Below are 20,156 nucleotides of genomic sequence, written 5' to 3' on the forward strand. Positions count from 1 at the left end.
ATGCTTCCGGGCGGCGGCTATCAGCCTTTCGAGACGTGCACCCAGCCGCCGGTCTCGCCGGCGAGCACGCTCTGGTCGGCGGGCGCCGGGCGCTGCATGGCCTTGAACAGGGTTTCGGTCGCCGTCCAGTAGGGCACGTACCATTCGCGATCGATGTCCATCACCAGCACGCGGTCGTGCGTCGCATCGTAGGCGCCAATCGGCGAGACATGCGGGCCATCCCAGTCGCCGGTGACCACACCCTGGTTGAAGTAGACGACGATCATGTCGTTTGCCGACTTTTCGTTTTCGGCAAGCGCCTTGCGGAAGGCGTCGAGCGTGGCCTTCGCATCGGGACCGACATGGTTGGCGGAAACGGTCGCCTTGATGTCGAATGCCCTGAGGCTTGCATCCGTTTGCGCGACAAGCTCGGAGAAAAGAACGCCATCGCCGTCCTCCTTCGTCTGCTCGCGCCATTTGCGGCTGTCGACGGCTTCCAGCAATCCCTCCTGAGTGACCAGATTGTCTTGCGACCCGCCGGGCAGGCCGCGCAACGCGTTCGTCACCATTGCGAGCGAGGCAAGCGAACAAGCACTCGATGTCTGCTGTGGCACGTAGAAAGATGCCATCGCCCAATAGTCGGGGGCCGCCGACATCCGCAAATGGCCGTTGTCGACGGTAACCGGCACGGCCATGGGGCCTAACTTCGGCTTGTTCGTCTCCGCGGCGTGAAGCGGTTGGGCAAGCGCCATCAGGCTGATAAGGGCAAGCCACCGGGTTGACTTTTCTAGCATGTTTTCCTCGTTGATCGCCGCCCGCGAGCGCGGGCCGTATCGTCCTCGTCCGGACGAGGCGATTAACGCAGCGCAGTAAATTTTGCCTCACCGGCTGACAAATGCGCATGAATGACCTTATCTACGCGGCGCAAGCGGCGGGCGCCGCCTGCGCCGTTCGTTTCGAGGAGCATTTGATGGCCGATCTTTCCGCCTTTCCGATCACCAAGCGTTGGCCCGCGAAGAACCCTGGTATCGTCCAGCTTTATTCCTTGCCGACGCCGAACGGCGTGAAAATCTCGATTGCGCTTGAAGAACTGGGATTGCCCTATGAGCCGCATCGGATTTCCTTCGACACCAACGACCAGAAATCGGCCGAATTCCTGTCGCTCAATCCGAACGGACGCATTCCGGCGATCATCGACCCGAACGGCCCTGGCGGTAAGCCGATCGGCCTCTTCGAGTCCGGAGCCATCCTTCTCTATCTTGCGGAAAAGACAGGGAAACTTCTGCCTTCGGATGCGGCCGCTCGCTATGAGACGATCTGCTGGGTGATGTTCCAGATGGGCGGCGTCGGCCCGATGCTCGGGCAGTTCGGCCACTTCTTCAAATTCGCTGCCGACAAGGTCGCCAACAATTCTTATCCGGTCGAGCGCTACCGCGATGAATCGAAGCGGCTGCTGAGCGTTCTAGAGGGCAGGCTTCAGGGACGGCAATGGCTGATGGGTGAGGAGTATACCATCGCCGATATCGCCACCTATCCCTGGGTGGAGGGCGCGCGCCGGTTTTATGGTGGCGCCGACGAACTCGATTACAGGAGTTTCCCCAACGTGATGGCCTGGGTCGAGCGTGGTCTGGCGCGTCCTGCGGCGCAAAAGGGCATGGAAATCCCCGCCAAGGGGTGAGCGATCGGTGGGCATGGCCGTTCGTACGAGTTGACGAGGCTCGGGCGGAAAGGCTACGCCTTGTTGTACGGACGGATAAATGACGGGTGAGAGCGTGACCGGAAGGCTTGTTGTAATCGGTGGTGGTCAGGCCGCCTTTGCGTTGGTCGCCAAACTGCGGGCGTTGAAGGACGAAAGGCCGATCACCATCGTCGCGTCCGAGGCTAGTCTGCCCTATCAGCGTCCACCGTTGTCCAAGAAATTCCTGCTTCGCGAGATGAGCCTCGACCGGCTGCTCTATCGGCCTGAGGCTTGGTACGGCGAGCACAATGTCGACGTCAGGCTATCGACCACTGTAACGGAACTCGACCGCGTCGCCCGCCGCGTGACACTGAGCGACGGAACGTCGCTCGACTACGAGACCCTGGCATTTGCAACCGGCGCCACCCCACGCCGTTTGCCGGCGTCGGTCGGCGGCGACCTGGACGGTGTTTTCACAGTCCGCGATTTCAGGGATGCCGATCTCCTGGCCGAAGAGATGAAGCCCGGCAAGCGGGCGCTCGTCGTCGGCGGCGGCTATATTGGCCTCGAGGCTGCTGCGGTCGCGCGTACGCTCGGGCTCGAGGTGACGGTCATCGAGATGGCCGACCGCATCCTGCAACGCGTTGCGTCCGCCGCGACGTCGGGCATCGTTCGCGAAATTCATCGGTCGCGCGGTGTCGACGTCCGCGAGGCAACGGGCCTGAACCGGCTGATCGGCGAAAATGGCCGCGTGACCAGCGTCGAATTGTCCGATGGCTCGGTGCTGCCGGTCGATCTCGTCATCGTCGGCATCGGCGTCACCGCCAACGATCACCTGGCGCATGGCGCCGGCCTCGAAACCGCTGGCGGCATCGTTGTCGACAGCCATGGGCGGACCGCCGACCCGGCGATTTTCGCAATGGGCGATTGCGCCGTTCAGCCCTGGGACAACACGCGTATCCGCCTGGAATCGGTGCAGAATGCCGTGGATCAGGCCGAGGCTGTTGCCGCCGTGATTGCCGGTGGGACGGAGCCCTATGCGCCAAAACCCTGGTTCTGGTCGGACCAGTATGACGTGAAACTGCAGATCGCCGGTTTTGGCCTCGGTCACGACGAAACCATCGTTCGCCCCGGCCAGCGCGAAGGCAGCGTATCGGTCTGGTATTTCCGCGAGGGAAAGCTCATCGCCGTCGACGCCATCAACGATGCCAAGGCCTATGTCACCGGCAAGAAGCTACTGGAAACGGGGATCCATCCGGACAGGGCCGTCATTGCCGATCCGCAGTCGGATCTGAAGGCGCTTTTGGCACAGGCCTAGCCGCACGACCGTCACGGTCTCATTGAGCCGGTTGAGATGCTCAACTACAAGGCGGTGGCGTTTCAACCTTCGTTAAGGACGAAAGCATCGTCCCGTTTCCAAACGGCGGTTGCGTGCCGACTTTCACCATTCCTTAAATGGCAGGACGCCAACAGAAGCGATGAACCGGAAGTGGGAATCCACTTTCGGACCAGAAGTTTCATTTAGGCGTTTGGCGATGTTCAAGGTTCTCACATGCCTCGTGGTCGAGCATGATCTCAAGCTGGTCGTGCTCGCTGCCCTGATCTGCTTCCTCTCAAGCTACGGTGCCGTGACCTTGCTGCAGCGAGGGCGTGCATCTGCAGGCAAGGCGAGGGCGATCTGGGCGGTAGCTGCCGGCATAGCCAGCGGCTTCGGCATCTGGGCAACCCACTTCATCGCGATGCTTGCCTATGATCCGGGCGTCGTGCTCGGCTATCAGATCGATCTGACGGCCCTGTCGCTGGCCGTCGCGGTCGTTCTGACGACGATGGCGCTTCTGATCGCCACCTATGCGCAGGGGGCTGTCTCCTGGATCGCCGGCGGTATCGTTCTCGGCTTCGGTGTGGCCTGCATGCATTTCCTCGGCATGGCAGCACTCGATGTTCCCGGTCGCATCCGCTGGGACTGGACGCTGGTATTTGCCTCGATCGTGGCCGGCTCGCTGTTCGATATCGGCGCACTGCGGACCATCGCGTTCGTCGGTCGACCGCTGAAGGCCAAGGTTCTGGCAACGCTGTTCATGACGCTCGGCATCGTCGCCTTGCACTTCACCGCCATGGGCGCCGTGACGATCGAGGCCGATTTTCTGCTGGCGCCGCCCCAAGGCATGATACAGCCGCATTTTCTGGCCTTCGTCATCGCCGGAACCGCCTTCTTCCTGCTGACGACGGTTTTGCTTGCCGCCGGCTTCGCACACCATGCCGAGCTTTCGGCCGCCGCTTCCGAACGCGAATTCGCCCGTTTCGTGCGCAGCGTCAAGGATTACGCCATCTACATGCTCGACGTGAAAGGCAACGTTGCGAGCTGGAATGCCGGAGCCGAAGCCAACAAGGGCTATACTGCCGACGAAATCATCGGCCTGAATTTCGCATGTTTCTATTCGCCTGAAGACCAGCGGGTAGGGCTGCCGCAGCGGGCACTCGACGAAGCCTGCGCCAACGGCAAGTTCGAGTGCGAAGGCTGGCGCTACCGCAAGGACGGCACCCGGTTCTGGGCGCATGTGGTGCTCGACCCGTTCCTGCACGACGATGGGACCCATGCGGGTTTCATCAAGATCGTCAAGGACATCACCAAGCAAAGGGCCGATGCGGATCACATCGCCGAAGTGAGCAAGAACCTCGACATCGCGCTCGAGAACATGTCGCAGGGCATCTGCCTCTTCGACAGCGGCGACCGTCTGTTGCTGTCCAATCGGCGCTGCCGCGAGATCTTCGGCTTCACTGAAACGCTCGCCGGAAAGGGACTGACGTTCCATCAGATTCTGGATGAGGTCTTTGCCCGGACATACTCCGATCCGGCAATCGCGCGGGCCAAGTCCGACGAACTCTATCAGAAGCATCGCGTCGATATGGTCGGCAAGGGCGGTGGCGACATCGTCGAAAAGCTGCCCAATGGACGCTCGATCCTGACCAAGCACCGCACCCTTGCCGATGGCGGCTGGGTCAGCACGTACGAGGACATCACCGAGCGCCTCGACAGCGAGGAACAGATTTCGTTCCTTGCCCGCCACGACAGCCTGACTGGCCTTCCGAACCGCTTGCAGTTCAGCAGCTACCTCGAAGAAGAACTCGGCGCGGCTGCCTGGTTCTCACGCAAGGTTGCCGTCATCGGCCTCGACCTCAACAAGTTCAAGGAAGTGAACGACCTGCACGGCCATGCCGCCGGCGACTTTGTGCTTGTCACGATCGCACAGCGAATGAAGTCGCTGCTCCAGGAGGGCGAATTCGTGGCGCGCTTCGGCGGCGACGAGTTTGCTGCCGTCAAGCGCTTCGAGGAACTGTCGGAGCTCAACGACTTCGTCCGTCGCATCGAAAAGAGCCTGCATGAGGAAATGCGCTTCGGCGATTTCGAGTTGAAGTCCGGTGGTAGCATGGGTGTCGCCATCTATCCGCAGGACGCCGAGACGGCGGAAACGCTGATCAACAATGCCGACCTTGCGATGTACCGCGCCAAGGCGGCGCTCAACCAGACCGTCTGCTTCTACGAGGTGTCGATGGATGAGGCGGCGCGCCAAAGGCGCAGCCTTGCCAACGATCTGTGGGATGCGATCGAGAAGAGGCAGCTGGCACTGCATTATCAGGTGCAGAAGTCAGTGATGTCAGGCGACGTCATCGGTTATGAAGTGCTGTTGCGCTGGAACCATCCGGAGCGCGGCATGGTGCCACCGAACGAGTTCATTCCGCTTGCAGAAGAGTGCGGCGCGATCCTGCCGATCGGCGAATGGGTTCTGCGCGAGGCCTGCCGTGAAGCGGCAGGATGGCAAAGTGCCCACAAGATCGCCGTCAATCTCTCACCGGTCCAGCTCGCCAACGGCGACATTGTCAGCCTGGTGGAAGCGGTTCTTTCCGAGACCGGCCTCGACCCGAAGCGGCTCGAACTCGAGATCACCGAATCGACGATCATCGACGACAAGGAGCGTGCGCTGCTCACCCTGCGCCAGATCAAGGAACTGGGTGTCACGATCGCGATCGACGACTTCGGCACAGGCTATTCGTCGCTCGAGACGCTGAGGGCCTTCCCGTTTGACAAGATCAAGCTCGACAAGAGCTTCATGTGGGAAGTCGAGGCAAGCCCGCAGGCAAAGGCAATTGTCCGTGCCATCCTCGCGCTCGGACAGAGCCTCTCCGTTCCTGTTCTGGCCGAAGGCGTCGAGACACAGACGCAGCTCGACATCCTGCAGGCGGAAGGCTGTGACGAAGCGCAAGGCTACCTGCTCGGCCGGCCGGCGCCGATCTCAAGCCTCGTTTCCGGCAAGTCCAAGGTCGCGGCGGCCTGAGGAGGCGCCATTGCGCCTTACCCTCGGGGATGCCGCTCCCGCGGTTGCCAAACCGTGCGAAAATGACGAGGCGCGCCTACTGGCGCAGCAGAGCCTTGCCGGCGCCTTCGACGAGGAAGCGTGGAAAGAAGAAGATGCCGTGGATCGTGCCTGAGTAGCGCTCCTCGAGGCCGGAGGATTCGCCGATACAGAACACCGGCTGCTTGTGGCCGGTTTCGAGGCTGATCGTCGTGGAAAAGCAGAACGACGAGCAACTGGTTGCCGCCTGCTCGAAAAGCTCGAGCACGTGATTGCGGTCGGCGGGGTCGTAGCAGCGAACGAAGTTGAGCAGCCCGCACTCGCTCTCGTTGAGACCATGGATCGCGGACGCCTTTTCGCCGAGCCGGAACAGGCCCGTCGACAGATCGCCCGACCAGCCCTCGGACACACAGAACTGTTCCAGGAATTCCTGATGCGGAAGTCCGGAATGCATCTGTCCCGGGACACCGAGGGGAACTGAATTTGTTCTCGTGATCTTAAACACGGTCTACCCCAGCACGGCCCCTGGCGAATAGTTTCGTTCGACCAGGCGGGCACATCCCCACTATACAACCCTCGCCAACCATCAACCCATAGGAAGAAGAACACGCACGATAAGTCGTTTGCGTCTTTCTGTACGGAAAGGTCACCAAACTGTGACGTAGCTCGCCAAGCGAAATGATTTCGCAGGAAAGGCCGGCTTAATTTGCGATTAAATACTTATATGCTTTGCGTGATATTCTCAAAGAGAGCTTGGACACACAGTTAATATGAAAAGTTTGAGCTATTTTTCGCTCTCTTTAGGCCCGCCATCCAGTCTCTCGTGAATCTCTGTCCACTTGGGGCGTTGTTATAGTTCGTTTTTTTTCGACTTCAACGCTTTTTTAGTGCCGCTACAGCCGCCGGGTAATTTTTCGTGCGGACAGCTTAGGCGTGCGCATCCGATGCAGCCCGCGGATTGCCCGCAAAACAAGAAAGGGCGACCCGAGGGTCGCCCTTTCCGATCCGGATGGATCATCGTGGATCTGCTTGAACAGGTCCGCGACAGAGCTTTCGCCCTATCACATCATGTCCATGCCGCCCGTTCAGCACGCTTGACGCGCTGAACCGCTCTTAGTGCATGGCGAAGCTTTATGGACAGTGCTGCGATTGGGCTGGCGCCCTATCACATCATGTCCATGCCGCCCATGCCGCCCATGCCGCCCGGCATTGCCGGAGCGTCCTTCTTCGGCAGTTCGGCAATCATGGCTTCCGTCGTGACGAGGAGGCCAGCAACCGAAGCTGCGTCCTGAAGGGCGGTGCGAACGACCTTGACCGGGTCGATGATGCCCATGGCAATCATGTCGCCGTATTCGCCGGTCTGGGCGTTGTAGCCGAAGTTGTCCTGGTCCTTGTCGAGGATCTTGCCGACAACGATCGATGCTTCGTCACCAGCGTTCTCAGCGATCTGGCGAGCCGGAGCCTGCAGAGCGCGACGAACGATGTTGATGCCGGCTTCCTGGTCGTCGTTCACACCCTTGACAGTGATCTTGACGGAGGAACGCAGCAGGGCAACGCCGCCGCCCGGTACGATGCCTTCCTGAACAGCAGCGCGCGTCGCGTTGAGGGCGTCGTCGATGCGGTCCTTCTTTTCCTTCACTTCAACTTCCGTCGAGCCGCCAACGCGGATCACGGCAACGCCGCCAGCGAGCTTGGCAAGACGTTCCTGCAGCTTCTCGCGGTCGTAGTCGGAGGTGGTGTCTTCGATCTGAGCCTTGATCTGGGCAACGCGGCCTTCGATGTCGCTCTTCTGGCCGGCACCATCGACGATCGTGGTGTTTTCCTTGGAGATCGAAACCTTCTTCGCACGGCCAAGCATGTCGAGCGTGACGCTTTCGAGCTTGATGCCGAGGTCTTCCGAGATCACGGTACCACCGGTCAGGATGGCGATGTCTTCGAGCATGGCCTTGCGGCGATCGCCGAAGCCCGGAGCCTTGACGGCAGCAATCTTCAGGCCGCCGCGCAGCTTGTTGACGACGAGCGTTGCAAGAGCTTCGCCTTCGACGTCTTCAGCGATGATCAGGAGCGGCTTGCCGGTCTGAACGACAGCTTCGAGAACCGGGAGCATGGCCTGGAGGTTCGAGAGCTTCTTCTCGTGGAGGAGAACGAAGACGTCGTCGAGGTCAGCGACCATCTTTTCCGGGTTGGTGACGAAGTAGGGGCTCAGGTAGCCGCGGTCGAACTGCATGCCTTCGACGACTTCGAGTTCGGTTTCGGCGGTCTTGGCTTCTTCAACCGTGATGACGCCTTCGTTGCCGACCTTCTGCATCGCTTCTGCGATGTCGAGACCGATCTGACGCTCACCGTTGGCCGAAATCGTGCCGACCTGTGCAACTTCTTCCGAAGTGTTGATCTTCTTGGCCTTGGCCTGGAGATCCTTGACGACTTCGCCGACAGCGAGGTCGATGCCGCGCTTCAGGTCCATCGGGTTCATGCCGGCAGCAACTGCCTTGGCGCCTTCGCGAACGATCGCCTGGGCGAGAACCGTTGCAGTCGTGGTGCCGTCGCCGGCGATGTCGTTGGTCTTCGAAGCAACTTCGCGGACCATCTGGGCGCCCATGTTTTCGAACTTGTCTTCGAGTTCGATTTCCTTGGCGACCGATACACCGTCCTTGGTGATGCGCGGAGCGCCGAAGGACTTGTCGATTATGACGTTACGACCCTTCGGGCCGAGCGTGACCTTTACGGCGTCAGCGAGGATGTCCACGCCACGCAGCATCTTTTCGCGCGCGGTGCGGCCGAATTTAATTTCTTTTGCAGCCATTTGAGAAAACTCCCGGGCTCATTGCCCATTGGTTGTCATGGAAAGGTGTGGACGACGGCTGATCAGCCGATGATGCCCATGATGTCGGCTTCCTTCATGATGAGAAGGTCTTCGCCGTTGATCTTGACTTCGGTGCCCGACCACTTGCCGAACAGAACGCGGTCGCCAGCCTTGACGTCGAGCGCGACAACCTTGCCGCTTTCGTCACGGGCGCCCGAGCCAACAGCGACGATTTCGCCTTCCTGCGGCTTTTCCTTTGCGGTGTCCGGAATGATGATGCCGCCCTTTGTCTTTTCCTCAGACTCGACGCGGCGGACGACAACGCGGTCGTGCAGCGGGCGGAAATTGGTGCTTGCCATTAGTCTAATCCCTCGATCAAATGACATTACGGATCGCTCATCGACCCGATGGATGGGTGTTAGCACTCTCATTTGTCGAGTGCTAGCGAGGCCGAGATAAGGCTGGGTCCGAGGCGAGTCAAGGATTGGCCGTTCAAAAAATTTCAGGCGACATGGTTATCGGCGGCGCAGGAAAGGCAACGAACGGCGGCCGAGCCGGAAGGTTGGCTTGCATACGGCATGAAGCAGTCGGAATTTGGGCAGGCCGGTCCAGGAGGCTTTGCCAGGCACCGAGGTTCGGTCCGGTGGCCTTCGCGATGCTTTGGATCAGCGATTTCTGGTTGTTGTGAAGCAGTTCGCATTCGATGTCTGGCGGGCTGCGAGCGGCCTTCTCCGCGCGAGCGGCGATCGCGTGTCGAATCCTTGGGAATGGCAGCGTTTTTCGTGATGCGAGGCTTGTATTCTCGGCCCTTCCTTGCCATGCAAGCCGGAAACCGAGTTTGCAGGAAGCCCGCATGGCCGCAAGGATCAACAGTTTTCGGGAAATCGCAGGGCGCTATGACGTCGTGCTCTGTGACGTCTGGGGTGTTCTCCACAATGGCGTTCAGGCGTTTGCGTCCGCATGCGAAGCCCTGGCGGAGGCGCGTGCGGCCGGGCTGACGGTCGTGCTCATCACCAACTCGCCGAGGCCCAGCCCAGGCGTCAAGGTGCAGATCCGCGGACTTGGCGTTCCCGATGAAGCCTATGACCGCATCGTCACGTCGGGCGATGTGACGCGCGCGTTGATCGCCGCTGCCGACAAGAAGATCTTCTTCATCGGCGCCGAACGCGATCTGCCGCTGCTCGAAGGGCTCGGTACAGAGATCGTCTCGTCGGAAGATGCCAAGACCGTCGTCTGCGCCGGCTTCTATGATGACGAGACCGAAACGCCGGAACACTACCGTGCGACGCTGACCGGCCTTGCCAAGCGCAAGATCCCCTTCATCTGCGCCAATCCTGATCTGGTGGTCGAGCGCGGACATCGGCTGATCCCCTGCGCCGGCGCCATTGCCAAGCTCTATGAAGAACTGGGCGGCGAAGCCCGCATCGCCGGAAAGCCGTACATCGCCATCTATCGCGCGGCTCTGACGGAGGCGAAGGCCGTTCGCGGCGGGCTCGATCTGACGCGTGTCATTGCCATCGGCGACGGCATGCCGACCGATGTCAAGGGCGCCCAGGATGCTGGCTTCGACCTGCTCTACATCAGTGCCGGCATTCACGCGCAGGAATATATGAACGAAAGCCGGACCGACGAGGCGAAGCTTGCAGCCTTCCTGAAAAAGGAAGGCGCCTCGCCGAAATGGTGGATGCCCAGGCTCGCCTGACGGGAAGATTGAGATGACGGTTTTTCATCGCAACGAAACCCGCGACCCGCTGCCCGAGCGTCTGCGCGGCGGCGTTGTCGCCATCGGCAATTTTGATGGCGTGCATCGCGGCCACCAATCGGTGCTGGAACGGGCGCTGGAAGAGGCGAAGGCCCGCGGCGTGCCCGCGCTGGTGTTGACCTTCGAGCCGCATCCGCGCACCGTCTTTCGGCCGGATACGCCGGTTTTCCGGCTGACGCCCGCGCCGCTCAAAGCCCGTATCCTTGAAGGCATGGGGTTCGGTGCCGTCATCGAGTATCCGTTCGACCGCACCTTCTCCGAGCTCTCCGCGTCCGATTTCATCCATCGGGTCCTCCTGGAATGGCTGCATGCCTCGCATGTGGTTACCGGCTTCGATTTCCATTTCGGCAAGGGCCGTGAAGGCGGTCCCGCCTTCCTGATGGCTGCGGGCGGCGACAATGGTTTTGGCGTCACGCTGGTCGATGCCTTCCGCGACGAGAACGCCTCGGTGATCTCCTCGAGCTTCATCCGCTCGCTGCTCGGGCAGGGTGACGTTTCCCATGCGGCCGGTCTGCTCGGCTATCGCTACACGGTCGAGGCGGAGGTGATCGACGGCAAGAAGCTCGGACGGACCCTCGGCTATCCCACGGCCAACATGCGGTTGCCACCCGAGGTCGAGCTTAGGGCTGGCATCTATGCCGTGCGCTTCCGTAGGGCCCACGGCTCGCTTCATGACGGCGTTGCCAGCTTCGGCCGGCGCCCCACCGTCGACAGTGACGGCGAAGCGTTGCTCGAGACCTTCGTCTTCGACTTCTCCGGTGACCTCTATGGCGAAATCTGTTCGGTTTCGTTCTTTGGTCACCTGCGCGACGAACTGAAGTTCGACGGGCTCGATCCGTTGGTGGCGCAGATCCGGCAGGACGAGGAAGAGGCCAGGGCGTTGCTCTCCGGCGTTGCGCCCTTGAGCGACATCGATCGTCGGATCAACTTTGCTTGAAAGAAATCCGCCGTGCCGAAGCGGCGGACCTTTTCAAAAGGCCGAAAACGCCTTAAACAACCGGCCACCATGACCCGGCACCGTCGACTGACCATCGATCAGCGAATTATTGGCCCGGCTTTCCGCGCGCTCTAGGCCGCCGGAAGGTCCGGGATTTTGGCGTTTCAAACGCCCCAGTCATCTCTAGAGCGCCGCGCGTCTCCTGGGCGCGCCAAGTCGCTCTAACACTTTGAAGCTGCGCATGATCCTTTCCGAAGATCGATCCCGATTTCCGGGTCATGCGCCAGATACCACCCTTTCGCATGCGCGATGATCCGCGCGGAAAAGATGATTGCAAAGACCATGACAGAGACCGCTGAGAAGATCGACTATTCCTCCACCCTCTACCTGCCGCAGACGGAGTTTCCGATGCGCGCCGGCCTGCCGCAGAAGGAGCCGGAAACGGTTGCCCGCTGGCAGAAGATGGGCCTCTACAAGAAGCTGCGTGCCTCGGCCGCCGGTCGCGAGAAATTCGTGCTGCACGACGGCCCTCCCTATGCCAACGGCAACATCCATATCGGCCACGCGCTGAACAAGATCCTCAAGGACGTCATCAACCGTTCGTTCCAGATGCGCGGTTTCGATGCCAATTACGTGCCCGGCTGGGACTGCCACGGCCTTCCGATCGAATGGAAGATCGAGGAAAAGTATCGCGAGAAGGGCCAGAACAAGGACGAGGTCCCGGTCAACGAATTCCGCAGGGAATGCCGCGACTTTGCCGCTGGCTGGATCCAGATCCAGGCGGAAGAGTTCAAGCGTCTCGGTATCGAGGGCGACTTCGACAATCCCTACACCACGATGAACTTCCACGCGGAAGCCCGCATCGCCGGCGAACTGATGAAGATCGCCAAGATGGGCCAGCTCTATCGCGGCTCCAAGCCGGTGATGTGGTCGGTCGTCGAACGCACGGCGCTCGCCGAAGCCGAAGTCGAGTATGCCGACGTCGAGAGCGACATGATCTGGGTGAAGTTCCCGGTCACTGAAGGTGCGGCAGATCTGGCCGGCACCTTCGTCGTGATCTGGACGACCACGCCCTGGACCATCCCCGGCAACCGCGCGATCGCCTTCTCCTCGCGTTACGCCTACGGCCTCTATGAGGTTGCGACCGCCGAAAACGACTTCGGTCCGCAGCCGGGCGAGAAGTTGATCTTCGCCAAGCGCCTGGCCGACGAGTCTGCCGCCAAGGCCAAGCTCACCTTCAATTTCGTCCGTGATATCGAAGGCGTCGAACTGGCGGCTGTCACCTGCGCGCATCCGCTGCATGGCCTGGGTGGCGGTTACGCATTCAAGGTGCCGCTGCTCGACGGCGACCATGTCACCGACGATGCCGGCACCGGCTTCGTGCACACGGCACCCAGCCACGGCCGCGAGGACTTTGACGCCTGGATGGATAACGCTCGCGCGCTCGAAGCACGCGGCATCTCCTCGGCAATCCCCTTCACCGTCGACGACGCCGGCTACTTCACCGCCGACGCCCACGGCTTCGGCCCGGACGCCGAAGGCGGTGCCGGTCGCGTGCTCGACGACAAGGGCAAGAAGGGCGACGCCAATGATCGCGTCATCAAGGCGCTCATCGGCCGTCACGCTCTGTTTGCGCGTGGCCGCCTGAAGCACTCCTACCCGCATTCCTGGCGCTCCAAGAAGCCGGTGATCTTCCGCAACACGCCGCAATGGTTCGTCTACATGGACAAGGGCTTCGGCGACGGCACGACGCTGCGTTCGCGCGCGCTGTCTGCCATCGATGACACCCGCTTCGTGCCGGGTGCCGGCCAGAACCGCCTGCGGGCGATGATCGAGGGACGTCCGGACTGGGTGCTGTCGCGCCAGCGCGCCTGGGGCGTGCCGATCGCGATCTTTGCCGACGACCAGGGCGAAATCCTCGTCGACGAAGCGGTCAACGCCCGCATCCTCGAAGCCTTCGAGCAGGAAGGTGCGGACGCCTGGTTCGCTGATGGTGCCAAGGACCGCTTCCTCGGCAACGACCATGACCACGAAAAGTGGCACCAGGTCATGGACATTCTCGACGTCTGGTTTGACTCGGGCTCGACCCACACCTTCACGCTCGAAGATCGTCCGGATCTGAAGTGGCCGGCCGACGTCTACCTCGAAGGCTCCGACCAGCATCGCGGCTGGTTCCACTCGTCGCTGCTCGAATCCTGCGCGACGCGTGGTCGTGCGCCCTACAACGCCGTTGTCACCCATGGCTTCACCATGGACGAGAAGGGCGAGAAGATGTCGAAGTCGAAGGGCAACACGGTCACACCGCAAGAGGTGATGAAGGATGCCGGCGCCGACATCCTGCGTCTCTGGGTGATGACCACGGACTACTGGGAAGACCAGCGTCTCGGCAAGACGATCATTCAGACCAACATCGACGCCTATCGCAAGCTGCGCAACACCATCCGCTGGATGCTGGGCACGCTGGCGCACGACCAGGGCGAGGAGATCGCCTACGCCGAACTGCCCGAGCTGGAAAAGCTGATGCTGCACCGCCTGGCCGAGCTCGATCGGGTCGTTCGCGAAGGCTACGATGCTTTCGACTTCAAGCGGATCGCCCGCTCGCTGATCGATTTCTCGAACGTCGAGCTTTCCGCCTTCTATTTCGACGTGCGCAAGGACGCGCTCTATTGCGACGCACCCTCGAGCCTTCGCCGCCGCTCGGCGCTCGCCGTCATCCGCAAGCTGTTCGATAGCCTCGTGCTGTGGCTGGCGCCGATGCTGCCATTCACCTGCGAAGAAGCCTGGCTGTCGCGCAAGCCCGATGCGGTTTCGGTTCATCTCGAGCAGTTCCCGGCGATCCCGGCGGAATGGAAGAACGACGCTCTCGAGGCGAAGTGGGAAAAGATCCGCGCTGTCCGCACCGTCGTCACGGGTGCGCTGGAAATCGAACGTCGCGAAAAGCGCATCGGTTCGTCGCTTGAGGCGGCTCCCGTCGTCTACATCGCCGACCCGGAGCTGTTGAAGGCGCTCGAAGGCGAAGATTTCGCCGAGATCTGCATCACCTCGTCAATCACGGTGGAAGTGGGCGAGGGCCCTGCCGACGCCTTCCGTCTGCCTGAGGTCGCCAAGGTCAGCGTCCTGCCGAAGTCGGCCGTCGGCCGCAAGTGCGCCCGCTCCTGGCGGATCACGACCGATGTCGGTTCGGACGCACTCTACCCTGAGGTGTCTGCCCGTGATGCTGCCGCACTTCGGGAACTTGGCTTCAAGGCTTAAGGGATCATTTACCGGATGAATTGCGCTTACTGCATTCATCCGGTAAAACCTGCCCGAAATTTGGCGGATTTCTCCGCCATGGGCGCTGAGTGGCCGCGCAGGTGACGGTGGCCGGCTGGAAGGAATCTCATGGAAATGACGCGAGAGTTGCGACTGTTTGCTAGCGTTGCCGCCATCATGGCGAGCGGCCTGGTGCTTTCCGGCTGCATCGGCGGCCCGACCTACGGCACCGACAAGACCGCCGGCGAGCAGCTGATGGACGATCTCGGAAGCGCTGTGAGCATTGCTCCCAAGAGCGGTGCTCCGGTCAAGTATCAGCCCCGCCCTGGCTTGGTGCTGCCGCCGTCCGGCCAGCAGACGGCCCTCGTGGAGCCGCAGAAATCGCTTGCCACCCGCGAAGCTAACCCGGAGTGGGTCGAGTCTCCAGAAGAAGCACGCAACCGCCTGCGCGAAGAAGCCGACGCCAACAAGAATAACCCGAACTATGTTTCGCCGCTCGCCAAGGCCAGCGCCAATGGTCGCCGTCTTTCGGCCAAGGAGCAGCAGGAAGCTTATCGCGAGGCCCGCAAGATCGAGATGGGCGCCTATTCCGACAAGCGCCGATTCCTGAGCGACCCGCCGCTTGATTACCGGCGTCTGCCGGAAGGCGCGGAGACCGATCTGGGTGAGCCGGAGAAGACCAAGGAACGCCGTCGCAAGAAGGAAGCCCAGGTCAAGGATTCCGGCAGCAAGTGGTACTGGCCCTTCTAAGCCATGACGATCAGCATTCGCGACGCCCGCCCGGAAGACGCCGAAACCATTCTGCGCTTCATCACCGAACTTGCCATCTACGAGAAGGAACCGGACGCGGTCGAAGCGACGGTCGAATTGATACAGGCCTCGCTTTTTGGTCCAGGTGCGCTCACCCGCGCAGTGATCTGCGAGAAGGACGGTAAGCCGGCCGGTTTCGCCATGTGGTTCTACAACTATTCCACCTGGCAGGCCCGCAAGGGGCTCTATCTCGAAGACCTGTATGTCACACCGGATTGCCGCGGCTCCGGCGCCGGCAAGATGCTTTTGAAGCATCTCGCCAAGATCGCCGTCGAGGAAGGGTGTGGCCGCTTCGAGTGGAGCGTTCTCGATTGGAACGAGCCGGCAATCCGCGTTTACGAGGCTGTTGGCGCCGAGCCGATGTCGGAGTGGACGCGTTATCGGCTCGCAGGCCCGGCACTGGAGTCCTTTGCAGCCGGCTGAGAGGTTCGCTCGCCTCAGCGTTTCCCTGCAAAGAAATCCCTGAGAATGTCCGCGGCTTCGCGCTCTGCCAGCCCGGAATAGACGTCGGGGACGTGATGGCATGTCGGCGAGCCATAAAAGCGCACGCCGCTGTCGACAGCACCGCCCTTGGGGTCTTCGGCGCCATAATAGAGGCGACGGATGCGGGCAAAGGAGATTGCCGCCGCGCACATCGTACATGGCTCCAGGGTGACATAGAGGTCGGCGCCGGACAGCCGCTCATCGTCGAGCACGATGGATGCTTCGCGGATGGCAACGACCTCGGCATGGGCGGTTACATCGTTGAGTTCCCGGGTCCGATTTCCGGCGCGCGCGATGATCTCGCCATCGAAAACGATGACGGCGCCGATCGGCACTTCGCCGCGCTGGCCCGCTTTTTTGGCCTCTTCGAGGGCCGCATCCATGAAGCGTGTCGTATCAGCCATCGCTCAAACAATAATTTCTCTTAACCCACGGGCTTTGACCTGATAGGACAGCCGCAAAAGGCAGGCAACACAAATGACATCCAAAGACAAGCCCACACGGCCTGGCGGCAAGCCCGCCGGCCGGGACAAGAAACCTCACTTCGCTGGCAAGAAGGCGGCAGCGCCTCAGGCCGGAGCTTCGCGTCCGCCCAAGGCTGCTCCGAAGACCGCCGCCGCAAGCGCCGACGAACCGCAGCGCATCTCCAAGATCCTGGCGCGCGCCGGCGTAGCGTCCCGCCGCGATATCGAGCGCATGATCATGGAAGGTCGGGTCAGTCTCAACGGGGTTGTCCTCGACACACCCGTCGTCAATGCGACGCTTGCCGACCATATCGAAGTCGACGGCAATCCGATCCGCGGCATCGAGCGTACACGCCTGTGGCTCTACCACAAGCCGGCCGGACTGGTGACCACCAATGCCGATCCGGAAGGCCGCCCGACGGTCTTTGACAATTTGCCGGACGAGTTGCCGCGCGTGCTGTCGATCGGCCGCCTCGACATCAATACCGAAGGCCTGTTGCTGCTGACGAATGACGGCGGACTTGCCCGCGTGCTCGAACTTCCCTCGACCGGTTGGCTGCGCCGCTATCGCGTGCGCGCCCATGGCGAAATCGACCAGGACGAACTGGACAAGCTGAAGGACGGCATTGCCGTCGACGGCGTGCTTTACGGCGGCATCGAAGCGACCCTCGACCGTGTGCAGGGTTCCAATGTCTGGATCACGATGGGCCTGCGCGAAGGCAAGAACCGCGAAATCAAGAACGTGCTCGGCGCGCTCGGCCTCGACGTCAATCGCCTCATTCGCATCTCCTACGGCCCGTTCCAGCTCGGCGAATTGCCCGAAGGACACGTGCAGGAAATCCGTGGTCGGACGCTGCGTGACCAGCTCGGACCTCGCCTGATCGAAGACGCCAAGGCGAACTTCGACGCGCCGCTCTATAATGATCCGTCCGCAACCGTTGCGAACGAAGCGTCGGAAAGCGAAGCCTCCGACACGCGCAAGCCCGAACGTGCCAATCGCTGGGAAAAGCCGGAAGACAAGCGTGAGCGCGCGCTTTCGAAGCTCGACACCCGTCGTGACGACCGCCGCGACGGTGGCCGCGGCAAGGATGCGCCCCGTGGCAAGGGTGGCCCGCGCGACGACCGTAGCGACCCCAAGTTCGAAGACCGGCCGAAGCGTACCCCGGCGCAGCGCGCCCGCACGGCCAATGTCTGGATGGCGCCCGGCGCGCGTCCGCTGGCCGAGAAGAAGCCGAAATCGGCGGAAGGCGATGCTTCGGCAAAGCCGGCCCGTCGCGAGCGCCCCGAAGGCGCCCCGAACACCAAGCGCTATGGCCGGACCAAGGACGGCTTTGCAACGAAGTCGTCAGGCAAGTTCGACCCCGACCGCAAGGGCGGTGCGCCCAGGGACTTTGACCGTCCTGCGTCCTCCGCACCGGTCAAACGCCGGGACGAAGAGGGCGAGTGGATCAGCGCCAGCGAACCCGCACGTCGCGGCAAGGATGAAGGCCGCGATGGCGGTTTCGGCCGACGCAAGTCGGGCGACGCCGGCGACCGCAGGTCGCGCGACCACGGTGACCGTCCTGCCCGCCGCGAAGGCGGAGACCGGCCGGCCCGTTCCGAAGGCGGCCCGCGCAACTTCTCCGACAAGCCGCGGTTCCCACGCGCCGACGGCGACCGCCCAGCGCGTCGCGAAGGTGGCGACCGCCCGCGTGGCGATCGGCCGGCTCGCGCCGAAGGCGGCCCGCGCAGTTATTCCGACAAGCCGAGGGCTCCGCGCGCCGAGGGCGACCGTCCGCCGCGCCGCGAGGGGGGCGACCGCCCGTTTGGTGATCGGCCGGCCCGCGCCGAAGGTGGCCCGCGCAGCTATTCCGACAAGCCGAGAGCCCCGCGCGCCGAGGGCGATCGTCCGCCGCGCCGCGAAGGCGGTGACCGGCCGTTCGGCGACAAGCCCCGCGGCAAGTCCTTCGGTGGCAAACCGTCCGGCGGCAAGTCTTTTGGCGAACGCTCCGGCGGTCCGCGTGGCGGTAAGCCCGGTGGCGGCAAGCCGGCTGGCGGCGGCCGTCCTGGTGGCGGTGGACGTCCGGCTGGTGGCAAGCCGCGTGGCAGAGGAAACTAAGCGGTCGTGCGCATTGTCGGCGGAGAGTTCCGTGGCCGCAGTCTGGCCACGCCCAAGTCGAATGATATCCGCCCGACGACCGATCGGACGCGCGAGAGCCTGTTCAACATCCTGAGCCATTCCCATCCGGAGGCTCTCGATGGCACCCGTGTGCTGGACCTCTTTGCCGGCACCGGCGCCGTCGGGCTCGAAGCCCTGTCGCGGGGGTGCCGCCAGGCGCTCTTCGTCGAGCAGGGCGTCGAGGGAAGAGGCCTCCTGCAGAACAATATCGAGGCGTTCGGCCTTCAGGGTCGTGCCAAGGTCTTCCGCAGGGATGCGACCAGCCTCGGTTCCGTCGGCACGATGGAGCCGTTCCACCTGGTTTTTGCCGATCCGCCCTATGCAAAGGGGCTGGGAGAAAAGGCGCTGGAATCGGCGGCTCTCGGCAACTGGCTGGTTCCGGATGCTTTGGTGGTGCTGGAGGAACGTGCAGACGTTCAGCCGGCGCCAACAGCCGTTTTCGAGCGGCTGGACGTCAGGGTATTCGGCGACACACGCATGCACTTCTACCGCTTCCGTGGCGTCTGACGTCACACTTTTGATTCGCTTGCACAGTTAGACTGCCGATTGAACTGAGGCGCACGTCGATGAAGCAGGACGTATCCACCGTGAATGTTTCGCCGGCCAGCGCGAGCGAGCCGTCGGTCGCGCTGGCGCTCGGTGGCGGCGGTGCCCGCGGGCTCGCCCATATCCATGTTATCGAGGCTTTCGACGAGTTGGGCATCCGCCCTGTTGTTATCGCCGGTTCGTCGATCGGCGCCATCATGGGTGCCGGCATGGCGGCGGGCGTTAGCGGCAAAGAAATCCGCGAGCACACGCTGGCGACGGTTGGCCACCGCCGCGAAATCGTCAATCGCTTGTGGCAGTTGCGACCGGCAACTTGGTCGGAAGCGATGACCAACGGTTTCCGTTTCGGACAGTTCAACGTCGAGCGTGTCTTGAAGGCGTTCCTGCCTGAAGCCATCCCGGCGACGTTTTCGGAATTGGACGTGCCGCTCAAGGTCGTCGTCACCGACTATTACGGCCAGACGGAGCACGTTTGCGAGACGGGCGATCTGCAGAAGGCTCTGGCCGCATCGGCGGCGCTGCCTGCGGTCTTCATGCCGGTGAAGATCGAAGGACGGGTGATGATCGATGGCGGTATCTACAACCCCATTCCCTTCGATCATCTGCGCGGCCTTGCCGAGATCGTCGTCGGCGTCGACGTCGTCGGCGGCCCGGACGGTGACGGCAAGACGATCCCGAGCCGTATCGACAGCCTGTTCGGGGCGAGCCAGCTGATGATGCAGTCGATCATTGCGATGAAGCTGAAGGAGGGCGCGCCGGATATCCTGCTGCGGCCCGATGTCGGCCGCTACCGGGTGATGGATTTTCTGCGCGCAAAAGAGATCCTGGCGGCGACCGCTGGCATCAAGGACCAGTTCAAGCGCACGCTTGAAGAGCGAATGAAGGTGGTGAGCGTCTCCGGCTGAGGCCGCTGCACCGCTTCAGTACTGACA

16 protein-coding genes are annotated in these 20,156 nt (G+C 62.2%); 11 read left to right on the forward strand and 5 right to left on the reverse strand.

Annotated elements, in window-relative coordinates:
- Nucleotides 1-20: 20 nt before the first annotated feature.
- Entirely contained in the window at nt 21-773 is a 753-nt protein-coding gene (locus AC1Q80_RS03820) for a phytochelatin synthase family protein (protein ID WP_492359660.1), read from the reverse strand.
- A 176-nt stretch (nt 774-949) separates the two neighbouring features.
- Here AC1Q80_RS03820 and AC1Q80_RS03825 point away from each other — a divergent pair, with 176 nt between their 5' ends.
- The 3 genes from AC1Q80_RS03825 (at nt 950) to AC1Q80_RS03835 (ending at nt 5,991) form a co-directional block, all read left to right on the forward strand.
- Nucleotides 950-1,657 (forward strand): glutathione binding-like protein, encoded by a 708-nt coding sequence (locus AC1Q80_RS03825; protein WP_173420957.1) that lies wholly within the window; start codon nt 950-952, stop codon nt 1,655-1,657.
- A gap of 94 nt (nt 1,658-1,751) precedes the next feature.
- Nucleotides 1,752-2,975, forward strand: coding sequence for an NAD(P)/FAD-dependent oxidoreductase (locus AC1Q80_RS03830; RefSeq protein ID WP_492359862.1), 1,224 nt, complete (start codon nt 1,752-1,754; stop codon nt 2,973-2,975).
- Between the two features lie 217 nt (nt 2,976-3,192).
- Entirely contained in the window at nt 3,193-5,991 is a 2,799-nt protein-coding gene (locus tag AC1Q80_RS03835) for a bifunctional diguanylate cyclase/phosphodiesterase (protein WP_492359661.1), read from the forward strand.
- A gap of 76 nt (nt 5,992-6,067) precedes the next feature.
- Here the strand turns inward: AC1Q80_RS03835 and AC1Q80_RS03840 are convergent, their stop codons facing one another.
- From AC1Q80_RS03840 to groES, 3 genes are all read right to left on the reverse strand, one after another.
- Nucleotides 6,068-6,514 carry a hypothetical protein gene (locus tag AC1Q80_RS03840; RefSeq protein ID WP_173419129.1) on the reverse strand — a complete coding sequence of 149 codons (447 nt, stop codon included), beginning with the start codon at nt 6,512-6,514 and terminating at the stop codon, nt 6,068-6,070.
- 660 nt (nt 6,515-7,174) lie between these two features.
- Nucleotides 7,175-8,812: a chaperonin GroEL gene (groL, locus tag AC1Q80_RS03845; protein WP_173419130.1), complete on the reverse strand. Its 1,638-nt coding sequence runs from the start codon at nt 8,810-8,812 to the stop codon at nt 7,175-7,177.
- Between the two features lie 62 nt (nt 8,813-8,874).
- Nucleotides 8,875-9,171 (reverse strand): co-chaperone GroES, encoded by a 297-nt coding sequence (groES, locus tag AC1Q80_RS03850; RefSeq protein WP_004675403.1) that lies wholly within the window; start codon nt 9,169-9,171, stop codon nt 8,875-8,877.
- 494 nt (nt 9,172-9,665) lie between these two features.
- Between groES and AC1Q80_RS03855 the strand changes: the two genes are divergently transcribed.
- From AC1Q80_RS03855 to AC1Q80_RS03875, 5 genes are all read left to right on the forward strand, one after another.
- Nucleotides 9,666-10,514, forward strand: a complete 849-nt coding sequence (locus AC1Q80_RS03855; protein WP_173419131.1) for a TIGR01459 family HAD-type hydrolase — start codon at nt 9,666-9,668, stop codon at nt 10,512-10,514.
- Between the two features lie 13 nt (nt 10,515-10,527).
- A complete protein-coding gene (locus AC1Q80_RS03860; protein WP_492359662.1) occupies nt 10,528-11,511 on the forward strand; it encodes a bifunctional riboflavin kinase/FAD synthetase in 984 nt (327 codons plus the stop codon).
- A 342-nt stretch (nt 11,512-11,853) separates the two neighbouring features.
- Nucleotides 11,854-14,763 carry an isoleucine--tRNA ligase gene (gene ileS, locus AC1Q80_RS03865; RefSeq protein WP_492359663.1) on the forward strand — a complete coding sequence of 970 codons (2,910 nt, stop codon included), beginning with the start codon at nt 11,854-11,856 and terminating at the stop codon, nt 14,761-14,763.
- A 129-nt stretch (nt 14,764-14,892) separates the two neighbouring features.
- Nucleotides 14,893-15,513, forward strand: coding sequence for a hypothetical protein (locus AC1Q80_RS03870; protein ID WP_492359664.1), 621 nt, complete (start codon nt 14,893-14,895; stop codon nt 15,511-15,513).
- 3 nt (nt 15,514-15,516) lie between these two features.
- Nucleotides 15,517-15,996 (forward strand): GNAT family N-acetyltransferase, encoded by a 480-nt coding sequence (locus tag AC1Q80_RS03875; protein ID WP_492359665.1) that lies wholly within the window; start codon nt 15,517-15,519, stop codon nt 15,994-15,996.
- A gap of 14 nt (nt 15,997-16,010) precedes the next feature.
- On the opposite strand, the gene AC1Q80_RS03880 is transcribed toward AC1Q80_RS03875, so the two are convergent.
- Entirely contained in the window at nt 16,011-16,460 is a 450-nt protein-coding gene (locus AC1Q80_RS03880) for a nucleoside deaminase (protein WP_492359666.1), read from the reverse strand.
- A 73-nt stretch (nt 16,461-16,533) separates the two neighbouring features.
- Here AC1Q80_RS03880 and AC1Q80_RS03885 point away from each other — a divergent pair, with 73 nt between their 5' ends.
- From AC1Q80_RS03885 to AC1Q80_RS03895, 3 genes are read left to right on the forward strand one after another with little or no spacing between them, the layout of a single operon-like run.
- Nucleotides 16,534-18,618, forward strand: coding sequence for a pseudouridine synthase (locus tag AC1Q80_RS03885; protein ID WP_492359667.1), 2,085 nt, complete (start codon nt 16,534-16,536; stop codon nt 18,616-18,618).
- Between the two features lie 6 nt (nt 18,619-18,624).
- The gene (gene rsmD, locus AC1Q80_RS03890) at nt 18,625-19,185 is read left to right on the forward strand and encodes a 16S rRNA (guanine(966)-N(2))-methyltransferase RsmD (RefSeq protein WP_209787327.1); all 561 of its coding nucleotides are present in this window, start codon (nt 18,625-18,627) and stop codon (nt 19,183-19,185) included.
- 59 nt (nt 19,186-19,244) lie between these two features.
- The gene (locus AC1Q80_RS03895) at nt 19,245-20,129 is read left to right on the forward strand and encodes a patatin-like phospholipase family protein (RefSeq protein ID WP_173419138.1); all 885 of its coding nucleotides are present in this window, start codon (nt 19,245-19,247) and stop codon (nt 20,127-20,129) included.
- The last annotated feature ends 27 nt before the right edge of the window (nt 20,130-20,156 follow it).

It is taken from the genome of Ensifer sp. GW823-FHT05D09, from assembly GCF_058795755.1.